The 21,065-nt window shown below is 48.8% G+C and carries 14 protein-coding genes and 4 pseudogenes; 3 read left to right on the top strand and 15 right to left on the bottom strand.

The features are described 5' to 3' along the window. Nucleotides 1–28: 28 nt before the first annotated feature. From AC06G8_RS11100 to AC06G8_RS11075, 6 genes and pseudogenes are all read right to left on the bottom strand, one after another. Nucleotides 29–1,033, bottom strand: coding sequence for a glycosyltransferase family 61 protein (locus tag AC06G8_RS11100; RefSeq protein WP_447664012.1), 1,005 nt, complete (start codon nt 1,031–1,033; stop codon nt 29–31). Nucleotides 1,034–1,051: 18 nt separating this feature from the next. Then, nucleotides 1,052–1,660, bottom strand: coding sequence for an SDR family oxidoreductase (locus tag AC06G8_RS11095; protein WP_447664011.1), 609 nt, complete (start codon nt 1,658–1,660; stop codon nt 1,052–1,054). A 601-nt stretch (nt 1,661–2,261) separates the two neighbouring features. Beyond that, complete coding sequence (locus tag AC06G8_RS11090) at nt 2,262–5,183, bottom strand: sensor domain-containing protein (RefSeq protein WP_480285304.1); 2,922 nt, start codon at nt 5,181–5,183, stop codon at nt 2,262–2,264. A 1,116-nt stretch (nt 5,184–6,299) separates the two neighbouring features. Continuing rightward, nucleotides 6,300–6,668, bottom strand: a complete 369-nt coding sequence (locus tag AC06G8_RS11085; protein ID WP_480285303.1) for a hypothetical protein — start codon at nt 6,666–6,668, stop codon at nt 6,300–6,302. A 198-nt stretch (nt 6,669–6,866) separates the two neighbouring features. Further along, a complete protein-coding gene (locus AC06G8_RS11080) occupies nt 6,867–7,247 on the bottom strand; it encodes a MerR family transcriptional regulator (protein WP_480285302.1) in 381 nt (126 codons plus the stop codon). Between the two features lie 133 nt (nt 7,248–7,380). Continuing rightward, nucleotides 7,381–7,542: pseudogene (locus AC06G8_RS11075) on the bottom strand (DinB family protein); the annotation flags it as partial. Nucleotides 7,543–8,101: 559 nt separating this feature from the next. Here AC06G8_RS11075 and AC06G8_RS11070 point away from each other — a divergent pair. Then, nucleotides 8,102–9,046 (top strand): NADP-dependent oxidoreductase, encoded by a 945-nt coding sequence (locus tag AC06G8_RS11070; protein WP_480285301.1) that lies wholly within the window; start codon nt 8,102–8,104, stop codon nt 9,044–9,046. 108 nt (nt 9,047–9,154) lie between these two features. Here AC06G8_RS11070 and AC06G8_RS11065 read toward each other — a convergent pair whose 3' ends face one another. Genes AC06G8_RS11065 through AC06G8_RS11050 form a run of 4 tightly spaced genes read right to left on the bottom strand, consistent with a single transcriptional unit; the run spans nt 9,155 to nt 11,767 of the window. Further along, nucleotides 9,155–9,940, bottom strand: a complete 786-nt coding sequence (locus AC06G8_RS11065; protein WP_480285300.1) for an ABC transporter permease subunit — start codon at nt 9,938–9,940, stop codon at nt 9,155–9,157. Beyond that, nucleotides 9,933–10,838 (bottom strand): ABC transporter ATP-binding protein, encoded by a 906-nt coding sequence (locus AC06G8_RS11060; RefSeq protein WP_480285299.1) that lies wholly within the window; start codon nt 10,836–10,838, stop codon nt 9,933–9,935. Before AC06G8_RS11060 ends, AC06G8_RS11065 begins: the two co-directional genes overlap by 8 nt. Further along, complete coding sequence (locus AC06G8_RS11055) at nt 10,822–11,052, bottom strand: hypothetical protein (RefSeq protein WP_480285298.1); 231 nt, start codon at nt 11,050–11,052, stop codon at nt 10,822–10,824. The genes AC06G8_RS11060 and AC06G8_RS11055 overlap by 17 nt, the downstream gene beginning before the upstream one ends. Beyond that, nucleotides 11,024–11,767, bottom strand: coding sequence for an ABC transporter ATP-binding protein (locus tag AC06G8_RS11050; RefSeq protein WP_480285297.1), 744 nt, complete (start codon nt 11,765–11,767; stop codon nt 11,024–11,026). Before AC06G8_RS11050 ends, AC06G8_RS11055 begins: the two co-directional genes overlap by 29 nt. A gap of 160 nt (nt 11,768–11,927) precedes the next feature. Between AC06G8_RS11050 and AC06G8_RS11045 the strand changes: the two are divergent. Then, nucleotides 11,928–12,135: pseudogene (locus AC06G8_RS11045) on the top strand (TetR/AcrR family transcriptional regulator); the annotation flags it as partial. Nucleotides 12,136–12,188: 53 nt separating this feature from the next. Then, a pseudogene (locus AC06G8_RS11040) lies at nt 12,189–12,587 on the top strand (TetR-like C-terminal domain-containing protein); the annotation flags it as partial. A gap of 26 nt (nt 12,588–12,613) precedes the next feature. Here AC06G8_RS11040 and AC06G8_RS11035 read toward each other — a convergent pair. From AC06G8_RS11035 to AC06G8_RS11015, 5 genes and pseudogenes are all read right to left on the bottom strand, one after another. Next, a complete protein-coding gene (locus AC06G8_RS11035) occupies nt 12,614–13,147 on the bottom strand; it encodes a TetR/AcrR family transcriptional regulator (protein WP_447664000.1) in 534 nt (177 codons plus the stop codon). A 491-nt stretch (nt 13,148–13,638) separates the two neighbouring features. Continuing rightward, a pseudogene (locus AC06G8_RS11030) lies at nt 13,639–13,959 on the bottom strand (ATP-binding cassette domain-containing protein); the annotation flags it as partial. Between the two features lie 448 nt (nt 13,960–14,407). After that, the gene (locus tag AC06G8_RS11025; RefSeq protein ID WP_480285296.1) at nt 14,408–16,840 is read right to left on the bottom strand and encodes a fibronectin type III domain-containing protein; all 2,433 of its coding nucleotides are present in this window, start codon (nt 16,838–16,840) and stop codon (nt 14,408–14,410) included. A 19-nt stretch (nt 16,841–16,859) separates the two neighbouring features. After that, a complete protein-coding gene (locus AC06G8_RS11020; protein ID WP_480285295.1) occupies nt 16,860–18,737 on the bottom strand; it encodes a hypothetical protein in 1,878 nt (625 codons plus the stop codon). Between the two features lie 35 nt (nt 18,738–18,772). Continuing rightward, nucleotides 18,773–20,992, bottom strand: a complete 2,220-nt coding sequence (locus AC06G8_RS11015) for a hypothetical protein (RefSeq protein WP_480285294.1) — start codon at nt 20,990–20,992, stop codon at nt 18,773–18,775. Nucleotides 20,993–21,065 lie beyond the last annotated feature (73 nt).

Here is a 21,065-nt window from a genome sequence, read left to right as displayed (position 1 = left end):
TTCTTTTCTTCCTTTCCGGTGCGATTCTCTATAAGCCCATCTGTTTACATAAGTGGTTAAGGTCAGGGATCGAAACGTATATGTTGTCAAGACCCGCCCAATACCACGGAATCCCTTCATAGCTGGGAGGCCGGGAGCCGATTCCGGTATAGGCAACATGCTGCAGCCCACCGTAATCGCATATTCGCTTAATATCATGGACAATGAAATTGGGAGAAAAAAATTCAAGCACCTTGGTTTGTGAGCTGCAGAAGGTGAGATTCGTCAACGCGCTTCCGGTAGGCGAAATGACGTATTCGGCTTCCGAGAACAGCTTGATTTGTTCTTTGACCGGCAAGTCCTCCGGATAGATGGTCTCAAACCCATAGGATTGCAGGACCTGAATGACCTCGTCTTCATTCGTTAAGGTTCTTCCGACCGAGTGTCCGCGGCTTATATACAATCTTCTTGAAGGCCTTGGCTCCTGAGAGAGAAATTCGCTTCTTAAGAAATGATTGACCCATTTCTGTCCGAATCCGATTGATGGCACAATTAACCGTTCCGCTTCGATATGAAATTGATTATCGCTGTAAATCAAGCGGTCAGCCGTGATGCCAAGCATCCCGAGCGTTTCATACTGGAAGGGCTGCAAATCTTTACTCACGATGTATTTATCTACGGGTATCCTGCTGCAGGACAGCAGATAGATCCGGGGCAAGACGTCATGCATCCAGTGATAGTAGTTGGATGAGCCGATTTTCGTAAGGACTGCAATATTCCCCTGCATATATTCGACCGGCGGTAACGTTTGAGTGAGAAACACCGGATGTTTGTGAGGATCATTGCTCCAATCATAGGAGACCTCCCAAATCAACACATTATTAGGAGAAATCACGGTTCCGCTGTTACCGTACACCCTGCCCCGGGGAATCGCAGCTACAAAGGTTGGGAACTGGGCATTCACAGCGACCTCGCAGTATACATCCGATAAAGCGTAGCCCGAGCTGACTGCCCAATCTTTCATCCAATAATAATAATCCGTTGGCCTGTTCATCAAACGGAATACCCCCTCTCAGACTTGGACGAATCCCGTACGTTCGAGAATGCCGCTGTTGGAAACTTGGTAGGTTCCATACCGCTCCGTCGTGATTAACCTTCCGATGTACTCCGCTAAGCCAACCGTATACGCCAGGTGGCCGACTTGATCATCAACCGCCTTAATCGTCTCCTGATTCTCGGCGAGTGAGCGTACAATGAAATGCCGGGGACAAACCGCCTTCACGAACTGCTCCCCTAGCAGATTCGATTTGCCATAAATATTGAGATTGGTCCGATCCATATCGCTATTTAGCACTCCCTTGGTACCGTCAAACCTATAATCCGTACTGACATGCACCAGCTTCGCACCAGCTGACTCCGCGGCAATTGCCAAATTGCTGACTGCGAGCGCATTGATCCGGTAAGCCTCCTCAACAGCCTCCTCGGCCTGATCCACATTGGAGTAGGTCATCGCATTAATAACAACGTCGGGCTTCACATCACCAACCATCTTCTGCACTGCCCGCAGGTCGCAGATGTCGAGTTCCTGCCAGCTAAAAGCCGTACACGCAAACGTTGGTTCGAGAACACGGAGCAGATCTCGTCCGAGATGCCCGCCGGCACCCGTAATAAAGATGTTCATTCGTCCCTTTCCTCCTTCACTCGGAAGCTATTACACTTTCACATTCCCTGACAGCCGAAGTCCGTCATCAAGCAGCGACAGCTGCGTTCTAGCGTCGGTCCACCATCCCGTAAGTACTCTATATCCCAGCCGTCCTTTGCCGGTGACGAGTATATATCATGGATGCCGGCATCGGACATTTTAAGCTAAGATGATGCCTTTCATTGCCTAACTCCTTCTCTCTCGAGATAGGATCTCAGATAATACCATGCTACTATGATATGCATCCATTTCGGTTGAGTAGTGGACGATTACCTTCACCGTTAAAAATTGGCTTTTACCCGTACCGGTAACGCACGAAAAGAGGGTGTCCCAGAAGCCATGAAAATGGCGAGGGCACCCTCTATTATGGGATTACTTTTTTGTTTTTGCCCAATCGTCGAGCTGCTGTTGGCGTAACGAAGGAATGAAAGGGCATTGACCCGTCGAGAAATGGGAGTGAAAGCCTCCGGAGGTACGTGGAGCAGCGTGCAGCAGAGCTCGCTGTACCGGTACAGATTGAACGAATCGATCAGCGGCGCCTCCTGCTTCAGCTCGTTTTGCCTTTTGAGCACTTCATAGTTCAGATAGACGTTCCTGTCGTCAAGCTGCTCAAATACTGATTTAATAAAGTGCGGTCTTTATCATGAAGGTCACAGACCAATCCATATTCATTTATATCTTCCAATTCGTTCTTAAAAACAATGTTCCCTTTGAACCGGATCGTTCGATCAAGGAGTTTGGCCCTGATTTGTATCACAAAGTCTCGACTTACAGGCAGACTCAATGTCGATACGAAATGCAGATCGTTGATGCCTATTTCTTTAATCTCGACTTCCGTTACGCCTAATTTAATATCTTCGTCCTTTATTTTGATTATGGTCATATCTGCATGTAAGGGAGGTGTGAAATAACTTCGCTTCCCGGCTTTTCTGTCTTTTCCTTGAAGGCCGCTCTCAGACTCGGCCTCTTTGGGAGGCAGTGTACCCCGGCTCAGCAACATGATAAATTCATGCTCGGGAACCGCACGGCTAAATATGTAGCCTTGTACTTGATCGCAAAGATGCTCTTTCACGAACTGAAGCTGGTCCAAGGTCTCTACGCCTTCAGCAACAATTGTCATGTTCAGGCTTTTGGCCATCTGGATGATCGCTTGTGTGATGGACTTTTCCTTGCTGTTTGTTGAGGTTACCTCTTTGATGAAGGACCGGTCGATTTTTAAAATATCAATAGGAAAACGAGTCAGATAGGACAGAGAGGAGTAACCGGTGCCGAAATCGTCCAAGGCCATTCTGATGCCCAGGTTTTTCAATTCGGCCATGGTATCCTGAAGCGATTCTTCATGCTGCAAAAAGACGCTTTCCGTTATTTCGAGCTCGATCCATTTCCCTTGTACGCCAAAGGTTTGGAGCGTATCATGCAAATTCGACACATAGTCTCTCTCCAAAAAGCTTTTGGGAGAGATATTGATCGATACGGGCACTTTTTTCAGACCGAGCCGATCCCACCTGGACAGGTGTTCACATACAGTTCTTGATATCCAGTCTCCCACGGGTAATATGAGTCCGGTCTCTTCGGCCAGAGGGATGAATTCCTCCGGCGAGACCATGCCCCACTCCGGATGGTTCCACCGAATGAGCGCTTCGGCGCCCAGGATCGTTCCGGATCGAGGGCACACTTTGGGCTGGTAATAAATCACGAATTCTTCATTCGATATGGCCTTTCGCAGGCCTTTTTCAAGCGAGAAGATCCGAAAGGTATTCACGTTCATCGATGAAGTGTAAAATTGGTAATTGTTTTTACCGTTTTCCTTGGCGCGAGCCAGCGCAATATCGGCATTTTTAAGCAATGTCTCGCCGTCGTTACCGTCAAAAGGGAAGATGCTTATGCCTATGCTGGTTGTAAGGAACAGCTCATATTGATCGATATAGAAAGGCTTTTGAATCTCTTTTAAAATATTTGCAGACAAGACTTTTACTTGCTTTTCGCTTTTCAGATCACGAACGATTGCCGTAAAATTGTCTTCTCCTACCCTAGACAATATCGTATTACCGGCGCCGATACACGAGCTTATTCGTTTGGCCGCCATTTTTAGAAGCTCATCGCCGTATGAATATCCCAATGTTTCATTCACATATTTAAAACGGTCCAAGTCCAATTGCATAACGGCGATTTTGTTTTTCTTTTCGATCGTGGATTTGATCGTATCGGTTACTTCGTTTTCCAGGTATCTCCGGTTCGGCAATCCCGTTAAATAATCATAGAAGGCCAGATGATGGAGTTCGGCCGACGCGCGCACCTCATCCGTGATATCAACCAATGTTCCTACCAAGGAGGGAATCCCGCCCAAAATCAATAATTTCACATAGACTTCGACATCCATTAATTGCCCGTCTTTTTGGATAATCTTTATACGTTCCGAACTGTTTTTCGGATACCCGTTCACGATGTCGCTTATTCTTTCTCTCATGGCATCCCTGTACTCGGGCGACAACAGCTGAAGAACATCCATTTGGAGCAGGTCCGACTCGCTGTAACCGGTTTTATGGATAATATACGGGTTGGCATAAGTCAGTTTCCCATTTTGCAAGATGATGACGCCAACCAGGGCCTCCGTAACCAGGCTGCGATAAATCAATTCGGATTCCCGCAGTTTATCCTGGATCGCTTTTTTCTCGGTGATATCTTGAACAATACCGAGAAGTTCTTTAGCCTTGCCGGATTCATCCGTTACGACTTCAGCTCTCCCCAATAAAGTGCGTACTTCCCCGGCACCACGATTGATCCGGTACTCGATCTCCGATGATTCTTGGCCTCCGTTGATGATGTCTCCAAAAAAGCGGAATACTTCATCAGCATCCTCCGGGTGAAGTGATTGTTTTAGGTCATCCAATGAAAAACTCGAGGATTTTTCTATGCTGTGAATGTGGAATAATTCGTCGGACCAGTGTATTTTGCGGTTTACGAGATCCCAATCCCAGTTGCCTGTCTGAACCATCTTTTGAGCGTAGGCAAGCCGGTTTTCACTTTTCCTCAATTTGTTTTCCATTTCTTTTCGAGCCGTGATGTCAAACAGAAAGGTAAGGATTTCACGGCGGGAATGGTCCGGATTAAAAATGGGAATTTTTACGACATCAAAGGTCGCCGAGTTTCCGCCAAGCATAAGAGAGGTTTGCAGTTGAAATTTTTGTTTGGATTCCCACGTGATTCGATCCGATTCTTGGGTAAACGTCATCAATTGTTCATGGTTGTCCGCGATTCGGATTACCTGATCAACCTTTTTTCCGGTATAATCCTTTATTTTTAGGTTGGAAGATAATCCTTCACTGACTCTGTTGATGCGTCCCTCCCCGTCTCTGCTGATCAAATAGCCGAAGGTATCAATAACAGCAAATAATAGATCGTTTTTATAGACATATTCATCCTCTACGGGAGGCTTGGTATTTAACTTGAATATGTTTTCATATGTGGTTTCCAAAAAGCTTTTGATGGTACTTTTCCGCATCGACCGTCATTCCTTTGTACTTTTCTAAGGATCATGGTTGCATTTGTATCCGCATTGCTATGAGCAGGTATGAGAAACCTATTTGCGGCGGCGCGCAGTTTTTTAGATTCGAGGTGATTCATACGAGCGATTCATACGAGCGATTTAAGTTGTTTTTCCGTAAAAGGCAATTCCGTGTGAACATATCACATCGATGTTAGGAATATATGAGGATTTATTTGCCAACAGCTATGTATGGAAGTTATTACGATAGGAAGGTCTCTAAAAACCGGATATTTAGACTGAACTTTTGAATTACATGCGGACACAAAGCCTATCGATGACCCATCGGCCTGGCATTGACGAGTTTCATGAAGGCGGTGACGTTGCGGATGTGGTGATCATCTTCGAAATGTCAAAAGCACGTACTGCCCTCAAGGCGGTGGAGAACCGCCAAATAACGCTCATACATCCGTTTGTCGGAAGTCTCGCGAAGCACCTTTTTGCAGCTGATTGGGCAGCATGCTGAATGCCGCGCCGTTGTTTTTGTACAGATTAGTAATATTAATATTTTACTACGTTTCCCCCGATTCATTCAACATGGACGACCAGCCTCGAACTATCTAAATTATTTACGTCTCAACATTTAGTTTGCATGTTCCAGCACATCTGCTCAGGCCCTTGACGCTCCACTTTGTAAATATTCCGCGTTACAGATAGTCATCGGGAATGGGATCATGTTCTTGACACGCATCGGAAATGGGATCATGTTCTTGACATCGGCCAGTGACAAGAACTTGATCCCATAAAGCAAAAAAGCCGCGATTAATGCGACTTTTATTTTGACAATGTTTTTGACTTCCGACAATTATGGAATTGCAATATTACAACGATCTCCTTGCCAACGCGGAATGTCCGCCAGGCTTCTCATCCTTACCACGAGCAGCATCCGGTGCTCTTCTTGGACTCCGAGATCACCCACTTATTTTTTCTGCCTCTGCAAGAGGCTTATCTAATGAGACCATAATTTCTGAAGTACAATCAGAACAACCAATATAAACACGGATTGGAAACAATATTGCCGCCTTCATGGCATTTCGGGTAAGCAGTCTGCCTCCTGCAAAATTTCCAATCAGACTAACTTGCTAAACCAAATAAAAATAAGGCGAACGTTAAGGTTTTTCCCGACATGTTCGTTACAATTCCAAGATATTCTGTGATGAAACTATTAATGCTCGAAGTTGCTGAACCTATAAAAACAACAGCAGCAATGGCCAGCCAAAGAACCGGCTTCTTCAATACGCTTATTTGGGAGCCATAAGAAAGTCTTTCTCCGTATATGAAAGCTCCGCTAGCTATAAAATTTGTGATTGCGACACCAATAATCATGCCAGCGGTTACTCCCAGAATCACGCGAGCATTTAGTAAAACGGTAAAGCTTGAAGCAAACAAAGAAACGATGTTGCCGGCAACGAAAATACCAAGTACGAGCAGCATGACCGTCATTTAATTCATTCCCGACAACAATAACGGCATAATAGGACCGGATAGTGCGACAGCAAGGGCAAAGAGGCTTACAAGGAGACCTGCTTTGGCTACACTGATATCAAAATGCAAAGCAATTGAAGGCACCTGCAGCCAATATGAAACTAAGATATTTATTCTGTGAAGTCATGTTCATTTCCTCAGTCCATTACTTAATTCTTAATCTGCTCTCAGGTTTCTTTCAACCGGTACGACTGACTGTTCATAGTTCTCAATTTTTCGATTCAAAAGCTCCAAGGTTTTTTGCAGTTCATCCATTCTTGCAGCCAACTGATTTCGTTGTTCAATTAATAATTCCTTTCTCATTTGCTTCGTCTCGTCACCTTGATGTACCATTTCTACGTATTCAAGCAACAACTCTATGGACATACCTGCTTTACGCATATAGATGATGGTTTGAATCCATTTACAGTCAAGCTCCGAGTATCCCCTTATCCCGCTATTGTTTCGACTTATACGAGGAATAAGACCTATTCGCTCATAATAACGCAGCGTATCGGATGAAATACCGAATTTCTCGGATATCTCTGAAATTATCATACAAATCGTCTCCTTCCCTTATCGAAGCATAACAATTGAAGTGAACTTCAGGTCAAGGTTTTTTTGATCGCCGCAGCGAGTCATCTTAGGTTTGGATATTGCGCTCTTGATCAAACTCTCCCTTTCCGTGCAGAATGCTGCGAATCCAGCTATATTCCCAATTAACGATGTGAGACAGTGTTTGGAGGATTTTCTCCAACACCGCCAATTCGGGCTTTGAGCAATTCTTCTTCAGATATATCTTCGCACCATGAGCCTCGCGAACCTGCCAGTTGTATTGGAATAGAGTCTTCATTATTGGGACTCTCCTTAGCAGGACCGAAGCAAGGGTGCGCAGCCCATCCGCAGAGGGGCAGAAATAGGATCAAGGAAGTAAGCAGGCCTGGCGTGCAGCCTTCACCTGTGAATACGGGCGGAAGTCCCGCCTTGAGAAACAGCCGTCTAAGCATCGTTGCCATCATATTCGGGAATTCGTGAAGCCTCCCTCTCCAATCAATGTCATACTCCTCCACGTTATGAGCCAGATAGGCAACCACTGCCGCCCATGACAGCCAGACCGGATCGTACCCTCTTGACTTGGTTTTATCACCGCGCAGTCCATCCGTCTTGAACAACAAATAAAGAAGGACAAGCGCCCCTGCCGTCCCTGCCCATGGCCATGCGATGTCATACCACTGCAAATCCATCGTTTAAACCCTCCTCGTCCATGCTAATAACGGGATATCATACGCTCAACACACAGGATTATAGTGTTGATTGAATATAAGCAGCCTCTATTCTAAGATAGAACCAGATTGAATGACGATCAACATGTTGTTCATTGAAATCAAATGGAAGCAGAGGTGCATTAAAGGATGAAAGCAATCCGATATCATCAATATGGAGCGGCAGACGTGCTTCAGTACGAGGAAGCTCCGATTCCGGAAGCAAGCACAGATGAAGTGTTGATCAAGGTGGCGGCGACAGCATTCAATCCGTCAGATGCCATGGTGAGAATGGGCGCATTGAAAGATTTCCTGCCATTGGAGCTGCCTTTCATCCCGAACGTGGACGTGTCCGGCATCGTTGAAAGGGTGGGAGATTCCGTTACTGGCCTGAATGTAGGCGACAAGGTATTTGCCTTTCTTGATATGACCCGCAACGGCGCGGCAGCCGAGTATGTAGTCAGCAAGGCCGCGGATGTCGCTATTGCGCCGGCAACGATTGCCCTCCAGGACGCTGCAGCTGTTCCGGGTGGAGCGATGACCGCTTGGCAAGGCCTCTTCGACCATGGGAATCTGCAGTCCGGCCAACGTGTCTTGATTACGGCCGCTGCCGGCGGCGTCGGCTCCTTTGCCGTTCAAATGGCGAAATGGAAAGGCGCTTACGTCATCGGGACCGCTTCCGAGAGCAGCTTCTCTGCCCTTCAGCAATTGGGAATCGATGAAATCATCGATTACAAGACTGAAGCTGTAGAGGAGAAAGTGACTGAGAAAGTCGACTTGATCTTCAATCTCGCCCCGATTCCTTCCGAGGAAGTAACAAAGCTGCTTCGCCTCCTCAAGGAGGGCGGCAAGCTGGTCACGGCATTGAATCCTGCCGATGAAGAAGCGGCGAAAGAGCTGGGCGTTCATGCGGAGAGGATGGCTGTACAGCGCAATGCGGAGCAATTGTCCCAGATCGCTCAGCTTGTCGATGCCGGCGCTGTCAGCCCGTTCATTACCGAGAGACATCCGCTCAGCAATCTCGCTTCCGTTCATGAAAAAATGGGGCAAATGCGTGGGAAAGTCCTGCTTCTTGTAGACGATGTCGAGTCCTGACAGCCTTAACCTGACAAAATAGAACGGCCCTAGGTCCTTCCGGAAGGATTGACCTAGGGCCTTTTCTTATTCGAGCTTCATCTTCGCTCTGATTGGAGCCTTGTACGCCTACAGCGGCAAATCTTTATTTTTAAAGACTCGAACTCCAAGAAGATAAAGGACTATGCCGACTGCGGCAAGCAAGGCGTACGAAATCGCATAATTGCCGTTGTTCAATACGGCGCTCGTGTCGAACAAAGCGTTCATGGATATATATTTGAGCTTTTCCAAGCTGCTGTCGACATCTCCCATCAGGTTGAGGAGGAAAAAGGCCATTGGAATTCCTGCTCCCCATGCCAATGAGTTTTTGGTGAGATTGAATACGCAGGAGAAGAAGAAAGAAATGCCGCTTGTCGCGAACATCAACAGAAACAAGCCGAGATTGAGCATGAAATAGCTGCTCTGCTGGAAATCGGTATCGCCTTGGAAGAGCTGGATCGAAGCGCAGCCCGCTATCGTGACGATCAGAATCATCAGGATGAGCGATGAGATCAAATAAGCCGCTTGGGTCAAAACAACGGTGCTTCTTTTCGTCGGAGTCGACAGCAGGTACGCCATGGAGCCCCTATCCACTTGCGAGGCGATGAGGCTGTTGGCGGTCATGATGATGAATACGATCGGCAGCAGGATCCCTTGAATGCCATAAAACGTCTTGGCGAGCATGCCGAGGAACGTAGCCTCGCCGAGCAGGTTGGCCAGAGGCGTGTCCTTCACCATGCCCGACATATCGGAGATGGTGCTGGGGTCAAAAACCGCGATCAGCACGACATGAAAAACGGTCATGATAACCGTGAACACGAGCCATAGCTTCATGTTCGCCTTCAAGGTCTGTTTGAAAATCGCTTTGCTAAGCATGGGCCTTATCCTCCTCGTAAATCCCTTTGAAGTAATTCTCAAGCGTATATTTGATTTCCTTGATGAACTTGATGGAATAGCCCTTCAGCGTTCCGAACAACCTATTGATATCGGCATCATGGATTTGGATCACCACTTGATTGTGTTCATCGCGCTTTTTCACGAAATGAAACGGCTCGGACAAAAACCGCCGATAATCGTTCGGGGATAAAAACTCGATTTTGTATTCCTTGTTTTCATTGTGCTTGACCTCGGAGGTCCGTTTGACCGCGATCAGCCTTCCGTCTTTGATCAGAGCCACCTTGTCGCAGGTATGCTCGACTTCCTCGAACATATGGCTGGACATGAATATCGTCTTGCCTTTCTTTTTTTCTTCATTCAGGAGTTCAACGAACTCAGCCCGCATAAGCGGATCCAAACCTGTCGTCGGCTCATCCAATAGGAGAATGTCAGGATCGCCCATCAATGCGGCCACGATAGCCGTCTTCTGCTTCATTCCCTTGGACATCCGCTTCAGATTGGCTGTCGGATCGAGCTGAAGCTTCTTTATCATGCTCTCTGCATAGGACATGTCCGTCAGTCCCATTACTTCCGCCTGCCGTTTCAGAAACTCCGTTCCCGTGGGGGCATCCGGAAATGCAATCTCTCCTGGAATATATCCGATCAGCTTCTTGAGCTCCGCTGAATCCGTCCAGCCGTTCATTCCGTTGATCGTCACCGTACCGCTATTCGGCTTCAGGAAGCCCATCATATGGCGGATGGTCGTCGTCTTGCCTGCTCCATTCGTGCCTACAAAACCAAAAACCTCGCCCTTCTCGATCGTTAGATCCAGGTTGAAAATGCCTTTTCCATCTCCATAATCCTTGGTCAAATCCTTGATTTCAATGTAAGGCATCATGTCCGGCACCTCCAGTTGCTTCCGAGCTGCGGTCATAAAACTTCATGAAATAATCCTCCAGCGTAAATTTGATCTCCGAGAAAAACTTCACCTCGAATCCGGCTATGAAGGAAACAAAGCTGTTGATATCCTTATCCTTGACGCTCAGTGTCGCCTGAAGCTTTTGAGGCGATAATGAAAGCACTTCAAGCTGCAAGGATCGTCTTCGCTTCATCGCTGAACCGCTTGAAGGCGGCTTCCGTTTGGAATTCCAGCTCGTAGGTTTTGATTTCGTTATGGCGCAAGTCATCCGCTACGAAAGAAGAGATCAGCCGGCCGTCTTTTATGATCGAGATCCTGTCGCAGGTCGCATCGATTTCGGAAAAGATATGGCTCGAGATCAGGATGGTTTTTCCCTTCGCTTTTTCTTCTTTGATGAATTCAATAAATAAAGTCTGCATGATGGGATCCAATCCGCTCGTCGGTTCATCAAGCACAAGCACGGCAGGGTCATGCATGAATGCCGTTACAATCGCAAGTTTCCGTTTCATGCCGAGCGACATGCGCTTCAAGCTTCCGGACGCATCCAGCTCAAACTTTTTCATCAAGGCCCGAGTGTGGGTCATGTCCGATATCCCTCGCAAATCGGCCATCATTCCAATGAATTCAGTCCCTGTCAATGACTCAGGCAAGGCGATTTCACCGGGCAAGTAGCCCAGATCTCTCTGAATATCGCTCGCACGCTCCCAGCTGTCGAGTCCATGCACCAAGGTGCGTCCTTTCTGCGGACGGGAAAAACCCATGATATGACGGATCGTCGACGTTTTGCCGGCTCCGTTTGGTCCCAGGAATCCATATACTTCTCCTTTTTCGACGTTGAAGGAAACATCGAAAATCCCCCGGTTATGACCATAATCCTTGGTCAAATGTTCAATCTCAATGATAGGCATAATAAACCCCCTTCTCCATGATATGGACTCTTATGACCTACTCAGATCCCCTCAAACAAACATCGTGCATCAGCGAAACAATGATCAGAAAGGTCTCGTATGTCTGTTATCCAACATCATATGTAAATGTGTTTATCTTTTCTGAGGAGATGAATGAAATATGGCAGATACGGATCTGCGCATTATTCGTACGAAGGAATCGATTCGAAAGGCATTGATTCATCTCATCGAGGAAAAAGGCTTTGAAGCGATTACCGTGAAAGACATTACGACAAGGGCTGGAATAAACCGCGGCACTTTTTATGCGCACTATCAGGATAAATACGATTTGATGGCCAAATGCCAGGAAGATATCATGATGGAGCTGGCCAACATCGTCAGACAGAACTTTGCCGGCTTGGAAGAGAATCAACACGAATTTGTGCCCTCAACGGCGCCGCTTGCGGTCTCGATCGCCCTTTTCAACTATCTGGATGTCAATCGAGAAATCCTGAGAGCGGTATCAGGCCCAAAAGGAGATCTGACTTTCCAAACGAAGCTGAAGGACTTTATGTGGAACACTCTCTTTGTGCGAAAAGAATTTCCGCTCATCAAGCAAGAAAATCTGCTCGTCCCGAGCGAATATTTGATCGCCTACATCGCTTCGGCCCATATGGGCGTCCTTCAGCAATGGTTGAATGGAGACGGCAAGGAAACGCCGGAAGAGATGGCTCGCATCCTGTCGACCATAACGGTAAAAGGTCCCTTCACAGCTGCAGGGCTGAAGGCCGAACAATTGCTGCCGGATGCTGAAACAACACCAAAAGAGGAGCAAGGCTGACAAGCTCAGCCCGCTCCTCTTTCCTTTTACTTGATTGCGAAAAATTTGATCTTCACATAAATGACCGCCATTTCTTCCGGAGATTGCCGCATTCCGCTGTTCAGCCAATCTTCAATGACTCCAAGATAAGCGGAAGTGGCAAACGCGGAAAAATACTCTTTAGGAATCGAGATATCCTGGAAGTGATCGTTGATTTCTTTGAAAATGCCGTTTTTCAGAAAATCCTTCAACTTCGGTGAAAATCCAGGATCTCCTTTGGCGCCAAGCAATGCTTTCAATATCGGCCCGTTCTGCTTCAAATAGCGAAAAACGTCGACCAACGGAGCATGCGGCTTGTTTTCTTTATGGCTGTCCATCATCTCTTGATAATCGAGCGCGTGCATATGCTGCTGCAAACCATCCAGCAGCTCGCTCTCCACTTTTTCGAGCAAGTCATATTTATCCAGATAGTGGAGGTAGAAGGTGCCTCGATTTATTTTCGCCCGTTGCGTCAAATCCCGGACGGTTACATTGGCGAACCCTTTTTCTTCAATCAACAGCAGGAGCGTTTCTTTTATCAAGTGGCGCGTTCTCTCCACCATTCGGTCATGTATTTTATCTGCCATCATCATCTAACCTTTCAAAACGTATGCTGACTCGTATTGTCAGTCTAACCCGTATTCTTGGATGATTCAAATGCTCAACAAGAGAAACCCAAGCCATAAAGCGGCCTGGGTCGGGGTCGCCGGCTTCCAGCTTGAAGCCATCGATCCCATATTCGCGCTGCAGAGTTTCCAGCTGTACATGCATCCACTCGATTGCCGCAGGGTTGGTGCAATCCAGCACCGCGCTCCAGCTTCCGTTCCACCACTTGCGAATCGCCGTCCCGCCATTCCGATCCGATCATGATGACGCCTGGAGGCATTCCATTCGATAGGACGTCTTTCGCGTAGCTCAACACTTTTTCTTGAGTAGGCTCATATAACAGCTCGATCCAAAGTGTACTGGGGGCAACTTTTTGAATAGTCATTAGCGTCTCCGAACCTTGACTCAACCTTCTGGACAATTCTCCCGCTTCTCCGATAACCTGCAGCTCGATTTGCTTCATCTCGTACAAATAACCCTTCCGCTCCATCAATTCCGCAAAGTACCCGTTTCCACGATGCTGCCTTGATCCATGACCACAATTCGGTCCATCGCCTCCAAACCGGCAAGCCGATGGCAAATCAGGAGGAGCGTATCGTCCGTAGCCTGTCTGAATAGCTGCCGCATGACGCGTTGTCGGTTGCATAGTCCACAGCGATGACGTCGGTTTGTCCAGAAGCCATAACCGTCCGTTGCGGAGCATCGCCCGCGCCAGCGCGAGCCGCTGCTTCTCTCCATCCGACAGGTTTTAGCGCAGACTTTAGAAAAACGAAAAACCCGCTTCAATTGAAGTGGGTTTTTCGGTGTTCATAATGCCTCAGCAAGGGATTTCTCAATGTCCGCGACACTTTGGAATTGCCCTTGGACGATACGGGCGATCTTTCCTTCCGGAGAGATAAGAATGGAAGTCGGAAGCGCCTTTGCCCGAAAGGCGCTGACCGCTTCTCCCGTTATATCCACGAATACGGGCATGTCGATATGATTGGCATTCCTTCTGGCCCCTGGCTTTGAGAACGGCAATGCCGTTCATGATTTCTTCCCGAGAGTGCTTGCTTGTCAAGAAATCCGTTGCGATCGAATCTCCGGGATACGTAACTCCGAACGCCAAAGCGACAATGTCGACCTCTGCAGGAACTTCCTCCAGCTTGTTGCCTCCGCTTCGTATCCTAACCAATACCCCAATAACCATTCCGCGCTCATAGTCCATCGCCGCCTTGCAATTGATAGATTTTTAGCCCTCGGAGCCAAAACAAAGTGACCGAGTCGGCATTCACAATTAATGAAGTTGTGTTGGTGCCCGGACGTAGAATCGGAATCTCCGCCGCGAAGTAGCTGTCTACATAACCGAATCCCGCGCCGGGAAACTTGTAATTGGCAGCAAGCGGCTGATCGTTAAAGCTGATTTCAACCGGCGCGTTTCCTGCTTGATCGCGGTTTCGGGAAACGAGTCCGTTATAATTGACAACAACCGGGAAAGCGTAGCCTTGTTGAAATTCCATTGACGCTTGGAAGGTGCCGTTTCGGTCATAGACAAAATGATCCCCTGCGAACCTCCCGTCATTGCGTTGAACCGATACGTTGTGGGTAGCCGGCGGGTTTGTCGACAGATTGCAGCTAGTGGTTTCCTGAAAATACGTGAGTCTAGTAATTTGCAAGTTATACAGCCAAAAGAACGTTCGTGCATCAGAAGCGACCTGCAATCGGGCTGTATTCGTCCCATTAGCCAGCTGTGACGAAGGGATCACAAATTGAATCAGATGCGGGCTGAAGCCTGCTCCTGGAACGGTGAAGTTGGATACGATAGGCTGGCCGTTTACCGTTAACGTAATGGGAGAGTACCCTTCTCTTTGGCTGCTTCTGGATACAAGCCCATAGACCGAAAACAAGGTGTGGCCGAATTGATTCTGAAAGTCGCCCGAACCGAACTCAACGGCAACGCGGCCGTTATTTGCAATCAGGATATGATCGCCCGCAAACTTGCCACTATTCTCGATCAGCCGCAGATTTTGGTTTACAGCCGGCGGGTTTTTCGAGAAATCCGCGACATCGTTTTCTTGAACGTAGCGAAAGATATTCAAGTTTAAGTTATACAGCCACAAGTAGGTTCGAGCAGCCGGGGAAGTCTGAATTTGCAACTGGTTGGCTCCTTGAAAGAGATAGACCGGCGGAATGATGAAGAAATTGGGATAAGCTCCGTAACCACCGCCCGGAATCGTGTAGTCGGCGATGACGGTATTTCCGTTAACCGAAATAGTAATGGGCGAATACCCTTCACCTTCCGATGTTCTGGATACAAGCGCGCTTAAAGATAAGGCTGCGGTGTCCGATGTATGGGCTACGGCGTCCCAATTGAAGGAAAGAGTTACATTTTGGCTAATGCCTAACTTAATATGATCGTTTTCAAAGGCACCGTCGCTATGGACCATGCCGAACCCTTGCAGCTGCGGCGGGTTAATGCTGAAGTTGGCTGCCAGACCGGATTTGCCAATGGTAAAAGGAACCGGTGCAGACCAAGGTCCCGCTTGTACTTGGAACATGCCGCGCACTTGGGCGTTATAACGTGCAGGCCGCGGAAGAGGCGTCATGTCTACTTTTCCTTCGTTTCCGGATATAGCGTAATTTGGCTGTAGGTCGATCGGTTGACCCGCTTCGTTCGTGACCCGGATCTGAAAATCGGTTGTTCCCGCCAAGGGGCTCCAGGAAAGCAGAAGCGTAGAATCCGATTGTGCAGCGATCGCTACTTGCTGCGGCGGCTGAAGGCCGATAATCGTCACCGGGCTGCTGTGTGTGCTCCAGTCGCTTGAGTAGCCTTCCACTGTAACTTTCACTTGCGCTGAATATTGATCTCCTTCCGCAAAAGGCTGACCGTTATCCAGCGTTAATTGTGCTGCTGGATTCGTCAGGCCGTCCATTTGCACAGCAGTCTGAAACGTGTAATTGGCTGAAAAGAGCCGGATGGAATATAACGCGGTCTTCCCCTGTAAAGCCGGAGGAAGCACGGAGGCTTGCCATGCAGCGTCGACTCGCTGTTGAATCGCCGCATACTGCAGGGATAACCCTGAAGGCGGCTGCAGCACGATCGGATCGGGATACAGCGCAGCGAGTGCTTCAGCGATTTCAGTTTCATTGAACTGGGCCGACAGCAATGCATTCTTCATCGCTTCCTTATCCAGTTGAGGAAATACATGCGCCGATTTCAGTACCTTCGCGGTATCTAACGCATGAGGCAATTCTGGAAACACACCGGATAAATGAAGCGCTTGGGCAACAGCCGGCGGCTGGCCATAACCGACCTCCGGCCGGATCAGCACGGAAGCGGTGGCTTCCGGCGTCAAATCGGGGAAAACGGGATATGGCTCGCCATGCTTCAAAACCAGCGTCATCTGAACGGAAGTAAGCGAAGTGTAGGCTTCATGAATCGCTTGCGTAATGTCGGCGGCTTCCTTCTGCGGAAACGCCAGGCGCAGCAACCATGCTTGGTAAGAGATGGCTTCAACCGCTGCGTCATGCTCCGTTGAGATTGCGAAAGCATCGGCTTCAATGATAGCTGGATACTTAGCACCGCCCGACGGCAGTATTAAGGGCCGGAATACATCCAAGGCTTCGTTCAGCGTGATTTTCGGGTCCATTCTCTCCCGCCCCTCATGTTTACGATTTGTTGAATGCCGAATCGATGGCGTTCCGAATGTCATTTGGGGCCGACTGCGGGAACAATGTGGCCAGCGCTGCCGACAATGCCTCTTTGTCCTTGTACCCTGCGTTAAAGAACGTTTGCGCCATCAGCAAAGGCGTATTGGAGCTGTCCGTAAAGTAGACTCGCAGCAGGATGCCTAACTGCACAGGTTGAGTGTCGAACTGCGAATCGCTTTCTTTAATCGTCGCGACCGCCTCTTGAGCCGTTTTGCCTTGCTGCTGAAGCTGCAGAACGACTTGTTTTACCGATGGCGCCGGAAAGGAGCCGATTGTGAGCGTAATAAAATCCTGCATGCTGATTTTGCCTTTATAAAATACACCCAGCGCCGCGCTCGCGTGAGCAGCGGAAATGCGTGCCGCGCTCAGCGACCAAGCCACTTGGGCGGGCTGTGCGGCAGATTCGGGGAACACCTTCACCAACAGTTCAATTAGCAAAAGCGCATTGGCATGAAGCAAAGGCTTTTGGCTTACCAATATCGGAGCCGCATCAGGGGCGATCAAGCCGTTGTTTTTAAGCTGCTGTGCCAACGTTTCCACCGTCGGAAGTGAAAAAGACGGGTTGGCGACAGCCCAATACTGAAACGGCGACACGGCGTCACGGATGTTGGCGACGATTTCTCCAATGCCTAAAGGAGCGGTTGCTGAGCCTTGATACCGCTGCGTTCCGTAAGTGACCAAGCCGATGATTTTGTTTCGGTGTTCGGGAGGCAGTTCGGATTCCGGCGTCAGCAGGGAAAATTGGAACGCCTCGCTCACACCGGTAAAGGATAAGCCGGTCACAGTCTCTTCGGCCGTCCCGCCTTCCGCAGCAAGATTGTATTGTAGACGATCCAAGTACACGTTGCATTCGAGCCCGGAGAACATCAGCTCGTTGGATACAAACGATACCAGCGTTTGCGGAAAGCCGATGCCCATTGAGTAATAAACATTGCCTTTGTCCGTCATGGTACGTAGCAGCCCGATCACGGTTCCCTCCTCTTTGCCAGCAGCTAGAGGGTAAGCTTTAAGACCGCTTCCGTGAGGCAAAACAGCGACGCTCTGCGCCCAGTATGTTGTAAGCTCGGATCCGTTTAAGCCTCTTATTTTGTCCGCCGGAAGCGTAGGGATTCGGTCCGGACTAAGCGTGCCGGACACGATTCGGTCCGCGTCCAAGCCGGGCAGCCGTTCAACTGCAAATTGCCCGGAATCAATCTGATCCGCGCTTAATTTCGGAATCCGGGCGATATCAAGCTGCCCCGACTGAATCATCCCGGCATGGAGGGCACCAAGCCGCCCGTCTTGCAACGTTACTTGCTTATGTACCGAAGTGTCGATGTCTAACGTATAGGCTGCGGGAGCGGACTCGTTGACAGCGTGAACGGTTAGCCTTGCAAGAGGAATTTGACCGGGTGTCAAGCTGCTGCCTTCTTCCGTCAAACTTAACAAGGGAACGCTTTGGAGCTGATTATCCGTCAGTGGGATCGGCTCTTCATTCGGTTCAATAGACAAAATCCAAGTTTTCCCCGCAAAGTCGGTCGCCCCCGCGTGAATCGTAACGACATTGGACTGCACGGTAACTTCTTGACCCGCAAAAGATGCCCTGTTGGATAATGATATCAGCTTACCTGCCGCATTTAGCGCAACACCGGTGGAGATGTTGACCGCACCGGTGTTGTCGTTCACAACCGCGCTCACGGCCAAACCATACAGTATACCGGCTTCCCATAAGGAGACGGCGAGCAGCTCACGCTCCGATACGTGATAATCCCGTTCTCTTTCAAAATCCTCGACGCCCAAAAGCTGGTTTGAATAATACCGTTCTTTAATGATCGTCGGAACGGTCGTTATGGCCATTGTTCATCATCCTTTTTCGCTTATCGTGAGTCGTGCTAAGGGATTCGGGTGTTTTGGCCAATCCGGCTTTGCCCGATGGTCATATAATCCGGGATTGCCGCCTTGGCGTAGACCGTATCCGTTATTACTCCGTTCGTGTTGTAAGACTTTAACTGCTCGAGCTGGCAGCGAAGATCGTCGGCATATTCCTTGGCTTTGTCGTTATCGATGCCCGCCAATTGGTCGATGGCAACTTTAATGCCTGCAACGGTGTCCGGATATATAAACGTAAGGTTCTTGACAACAGCATTCACAGATGCGTTCATGCCGTACTTTTCATACCGGGGGATGCTATCGAAAGGCACGTCGTACCTTAACTTGTTACACACTTTTATTGTGGTCCCGTCCCAGATCGGCGATTGGGAACCGATTTCACCTTGAAGCAGCTGGAAATTATACTGGATCACAGCCTCCCCGCCGGGCTCCCCACCCATCTTCCATTCAGCGTAATAGTCGCCGTTTGGTGCAATGCCTACGATTAAGCCTTGGACCTGAACATTCGATTTGACCTGACGAATAACGGCCATCACTTTGTCGATAGCGTCCTGAATTTTTTGCCTTGCCGCATCGAGCTGTTCGTTGGCTTGACGCTCCTTCTCTTCGTCTTTCCCCGTCAGCCAATCCCACAGCTCTTCAAACAAGTCTGCCAGCCCGCTGATTAATGCCGGAATCCCAAGCAAAGCTACGGCAGCTAGTGCCGCAGCCAATTCGGCCAATTCGGCGAGCGTTCCCTTCACCAAATTCTTAGCCGCTTCGGCCAGCGCCTTGGCTAGCTTCTCGAGCCCTTTCGCCAAGGCGCGGCAGATGAAGCGGGCGACGGCACTGGCGCCACCCTTCAGCGCGGCATATTCGGCAATGGCCTTATATGTATCTTCCTGCTGCAGCATTTCGCCGATGACGGACTGTGAGCTGGAAACCAAAGAGGTCCATAATGCGTTCGGCAAATCATGCACGCTGGCAGGGATGGCGAACATGACTGTGAAAGTGATTTCATTGTTTGCAATTTTGGAACCGCCGGCTTTAATCGTATAGTTAAGCTTGAGCGGAATTTCCATCAGTCCGCTGTCGTTTTTTCTCGGGCTGCCGTTCAGTTCGGGCTTCAACGAAGTTTCCGTCAACCCGTCGAGCCAATCCGATTCGATTTTCCGGCAGTTGTCTCCACTGTTGAGAACAGACAAGTAATCCTTGATCCAGTCCACGGTGTTGGACGGCAGCCCGTTCAGCTTCGAAATGTGGAATCCGCTGTTTGAGTCGGTTCCCCGAGTCCATGTAAACTCTATGTCCAGCGTAACTTCCTGGCTGCTGCTTCCATTTCCGGTAGGCAATTCGACGTAGTGCAAAGGAACTCTGACGCTGCCGACAAACGCGCTTTGGGACAAATCGTAGCTGGCGCTGACTCTAGCTATCGGGGTGTTCATAATGACGACGTTGGTGTCCAGTTTGAAATATTTGTCTCCCGCCGTTGAGCATATCTCAAGAACGGCATCCTTAAGCACGAAAAAATCGAAATCGAACGGCTGCAGGCTTCGGGCCGTCAGCTTGAACGTCTTCTCTTTGACACCGAGAGAGACGGCAAAGTCATAGTTTCCGAAAATAGTCAGAAACGCTTCGGCATAGTAACCGGGATTAAGCTTGATAGTTTGGGACGGGTTCTCGGGGTCTTTATACGAATAGGTATAATTATCGTGTGCATCGGGAGGAGGTTTTAGAGCGTACAAAGCTCCTCTTTTAAAAGCGAATTGATTCGTTACTTCATCTGCCCAGTCCCATGAACCGCCAATCACTTTAGTAATGAAGTCGGTTAAAGTCAACTGCGGATCGGCGGATAACTCGACCCGGACCAATCTCGGAGAAGACGCTTCAAACACAATAAGACCGGACAAGGTAAATGCCTCAAGGCTTGGGAATGTAGCCGTTGCCTTGAACGTCGTATCTGCCGTCACGCTGCCGTTAAGCTTATAAATCCTTGCGCTTACTTTGAACTCTTTCAAGCGTACGCCGGTCATGCCCAACGGATTGTCAACGGACGTTGTTATGGATTCCGAATGGAGCGTAGACGGTTCACAGGGTATTCTACTTGGTACAGTAAAGATAAGCTCCTTTCCCGTACTCACTTCCATGTCGCCGTAAAGGAGGACCGGAGAACCTGAGTCTAAGTCGAATTCCATCAAGGATAACAAATATAACGTGCCTTGCGTCGTCGTATTGTAATCCATTATTCTATCCCCTAACAAGGCTGAAGATAAAAAGAAAGGGCGGACTCCCAACAGATATTGTCGAAAATCGCCC

It is taken from the genome of Paenibacillus sp. SJS-P3, assembly GCF_056711585.1.
The sequence above is the reverse complement of the archived record's forward strand: the minus strand, read 5'-3'. Positions and strand labels throughout refer to the sequence as shown.

Bases quoted from the DNA above. Each gene is read 5' to 3' on its own strand.
- AC06G8_RS11065 (WP_480285300.1), bottom strand. From the start codon at position 9,940: ATGCTTAGCAAAGCGATTTTCAAACAGACCTTGAAGGCGAACATGAAG.
- AC06G8_RS11050 (WP_480285297.1), bottom strand. From the start codon at position 11,767: ATGCCTATCATTGAGATTGAACATTTGACCAAGGATTATGGTCATAAC.
- AC06G8_RS11085 (WP_480285303.1), bottom strand. From the start codon at position 6,668: ATGACGGTCATGCTGCTCGTACTTGGTATTTTCGTTGCCGGCAACATC.
- AC06G8_RS11025 (WP_480285296.1), bottom strand. From the start codon at position 16,840: ATGGACCCGAAAATCACGCTGAACGAAGCCTTGGATGTATTCCGGCCC.
- AC06G8_RS11095 (WP_447664011.1), bottom strand. From the start codon at position 1,660: ATGAACATCTTTATTACGGGTGCCGGCGGGCATCTCGGACGAGATCTG.
- AC06G8_RS11080 (WP_480285302.1), bottom strand. From the start codon at position 7,247: ATGATAATTTCAGAGATATCCGAGAAATTCGGTATTTCATCCGATACG.
- AC06G8_RS11020 (WP_480285295.1), bottom strand. From the start codon at position 18,737: ATGGCCATAACGACCGTTCCGACGATCATTAAAGAACGGTATTATTCA.
- AC06G8_RS11090 (WP_480285304.1), bottom strand. From the start codon at position 5,183: ATGCGGAAAAGTACCATCAAAAGCTTTTTGGAAACCACATATGAAAAC.
- AC06G8_RS11015 (WP_480285294.1), bottom strand. From the start codon at position 20,992: ATGGATTACAATACGACGACGCAAGGCACGTTATATTTGTTATCCTTG.
- AC06G8_RS11100 (WP_447664012.1), bottom strand. From the start codon at position 1,033: ATGAACAGGCCAACGGATTATTATTATTGGATGAAAGATTGGGCAGTC.
- AC06G8_RS11055 (WP_480285298.1), bottom strand. From the start codon at position 11,052: ATGAAGCGAAGACGATCCTTGCAGCTTGAAGTGCTTTCATTATCGCCT.
- AC06G8_RS11060 (WP_480285299.1), bottom strand. From the start codon at position 10,838: ATGATGCCTTACATTGAAATCAAGGATTTGACCAAGGATTATGGAGAT.
- AC06G8_RS11070 (WP_480285301.1), top strand. From the start codon at position 8,102: ATGAAAGCAATCCGATATCATCAATATGGAGCGGCAGACGTGCTTCAG.